Origin of the sequence: Corallococcus sp. AB032C, from assembly GCF_003668935.1 — a bacterium.
Classification (GTDB): domain Bacteria; phylum Myxococcota; class Myxococcia; order Myxococcales; family Myxococcaceae; genus Corallococcus; species Corallococcus exiguus.
This window is the reverse complement of record NZ_RAWP01000230.1, coordinates 1-2,714: the sequence shown is the minus strand read 5'-3', so window position 1 is coordinate 2,714 and position 2,714 is coordinate 1. Positions and strand designations below refer to the sequence as shown.

Genomic DNA, 2,714 nt, shown 5'->3' with positions numbered 1-2,714 from the left:
CGCAGCACGCCCCGCTGCTCCGTGCACACGCCCTTCGGCTTGCCCGTGCTTCCCGAGGTGAAGTCAATGTACGCCAGGTTGCGCCCGCCCACTCCACTCCTCGGCGCGTGCTTCGGCTGCTGGGCCAACTTCTCCGCAACTTCCTCCAGCAGCACGCACTCCACGCCCTGCACCGGCAGCTTCTCCGCCAGCGCTCGCCGCGTCACCACCACCCGCGGCTTCACCTCGCCCACCATCTGCTCCAGACGCGCCTGGGGGTAGTCCGCCTCCAGCGGCACGTATGCGCCTCCGGACTTCGCGATGCCCACCAGCGCCACCACCAACTCCACCGAGCGCTCCAGGCACAACCCCACCCGCTCCTCGGCTCCAACTCCCTTGCTTCTCAGCAAGTGCGCCAGTTGGTTGGCTCGCTCATCGAGCTGCCGGTACGTCAGCTTCTCTTCTCCGCACTCCACCGCCACCGCGTCCGGCCGCTGCTCCACCTGACGCGAGAACTCTTCCGCGATGCTGCTTTCGCGCGCGTACTCCTGCCCCGTCGCGTTCCACCCCTTCAGCACCTGCTGACGCTCCGCCTCCGTCAGCAGCGGCACCTCGGAGAGCGAACGCTCGGGGTGGGCCGCGGCGGACTCCAGCAACACGCGCAGGTGCCCCAGCATCCGCTGCGCCGTCGCCGCATCGAACAAGTCCGTGCTGTAGACCAGCACGGCGCGCAGCCCCTCGGGCTCCTCCTTGAAGAGCAGCTCGAGGTCGAACTTCGCGACCTGATCCGCCTGCGGCATCGGCGTAAGCGTGAGCCCCGGGAGCTCCAGCCGCGGAGGCTTCGCCTGCTCCAGGTTCATCATCACCTGGAAGAGCGGTGAGTAACTCAGGTTGCGGGCGGGCTTCAGGTCCTCCACGAGCTTCTCGAAGGGCACGTCCTGGTGCGCGTACGCGCCCACGGTCGCGGCCTTCACGCGGCCCAGCAGCTCCTGGAAGCTCGCCTCGGGGGAGATCCGGGTGCGCACCACCAGCGTGTTGACGAAGAAGCCGATGAGCCCTTCCAGCTCGGACTGATGCCGGCCGGAGATGGGCGTTCCGACGCAGATGTCCTCCTGCCCCGAGTAGCGCGACAGCAGGGTCTGCCACGCGGTCAGCAGCACCATGAAGGGCGACATCGCCTGCGCCTGCCCCAGCGCCTTCAACTGCTCGTACAGGGCGCGCGGCAGCAGGGACTCGCGGCTCGCGCCCCGGAAGCTCTGTACCGAGGGACGCGGCCTGTCCGTCGGCAGCTCCAGCACCGGAGTCACGTCGGCGAGCTGCTCGCGCCACCACTTGAGCTGATTCTCCAGCACCGGCCCCTGGAGCCACTCCCGCTGCCACAGCGCGTAGTCGGCGTACTGCACCGGCGACTCGGGCAGCCGCGGGGCCTCACCACGTGACAAGGCCCCGTACAGCAGCCCCATCTCCCGCACCAGCACGTCCATGGACCAGCCGTCCGAGACGATGTGGTGCATCGTCAGGAGCAGCACGTGCTCGCGCTCGCCCAGCCGCAGCAGCGTGGCCCGCAGCAGCGGACCGCGGGTGAGGTCGAAGGGCTTCTGCTGTTCCTCTCGCGCCAGCCGCAGCGCCTCCTGCTCGCGCGTGGGCTCGGGCAGCGACGTCAGGTCATGCAGGGCCACCGGGCACGGGCGCGGCGGCGAGATGACCTGGACCGCATGGCCCTCATCGTCGCGGAAGATGGTCCGCAGCGACTCGTGACGACGGAGCAGCTCCGCGAAGCATTGCTCCAGCGCGGCCACGTCGAGCGGGCCCTCGAGCTTCACGGCCGCCGGCATGTTGTACGTGGGCGTGCCCGGCTCCATGCGATCCAGGAACCAGAGGCGCTGCTGAGCGAAGGAGAGCGGCGCCGAGTCACCCGTGCGCGGGCGCGCGGTGATGGCCGGACGGGCCGCCTGGGTGTCCTTCTTGCGGAGTTGACGGAGCAGCTGGGCCTGCTTCTCGGGCGAGAGGGCCGCGATACGCTTGTTGATGTCGCTCATGGGGATGTCATTCCTCGCCTGAAGCCAGTTGCCCTGACGCAAGCAGGGCATCGATGTCGTCGCTGGTGTCCTGCTCCAGCAGGGCCAGCAATTGCTCCAGCTCCGCCTGATCCGCCTGGGTGGACTGGGCCTGCACCAGGTGGACGGAGAGCCGGGCGATGCTCGGGTTCTCGAAAAGCGCACTCAGCGGAAGCTCGACTCCGAGCTCGCTGCGAATGCGGGAAATGGTTCGGGTCGCGAGCAGGGAGTGGCCTCCCAGCTCGAAGAAATCGTCGTGGATGCCGACGCGCGCCACACCGAGGATCTCGGCGAGGATGAGCGCCAGCTTCTGCTCCACGTCACTGCGTGGCTCGACATAGGGGTGCTCGGACGCGGGCCGGGCCCCGGAGACATCGGGCAGGGCCTTGCGATCCACCTTGCCGTTGGACGTCAGCGGCAGCGCCTCCAGCGTCACGAACGCCGAGGGCACCATGTACTCGGGCAGTCGGCTCTTGAGTGCGCGACGCAGCTCACCCACGTCGAGCGAATCGGGGCCATGACCGACGACGTAGGCGACAAGGCGCTTGTCGCCCGCGCCCTGGCCCTTGGCCACCACCACCGCTTCCTTCACCGCCGGGTGCGCTCGCAGCGCTCCTTCCACTTCACCCAGCTCGATTCGGAAGCCCCTCACCTTCACCTGCGTGTCCGCACGGCCCA

2 protein-coding genes are annotated in these 2,714 nt (G+C 68.8%); both read right to left on the bottom strand.

Annotated elements, in window-relative coordinates; genetic code table 11:
• On the bottom strand, positions 1-2,018 hold a 2,018-nt coding region (locus D7X99_RS41670; protein WP_158627166.1), incomplete at its 3' end, for a condensation domain-containing protein.
• Between the two features lie 7 nt (positions 2,019-2,025).
• On the bottom strand, positions 2,026-2,714 hold a 689-nt coding region (locus D7X99_RS41665; RefSeq protein WP_233614225.1), incomplete at its 5' end, for a phosphopantetheine-binding protein.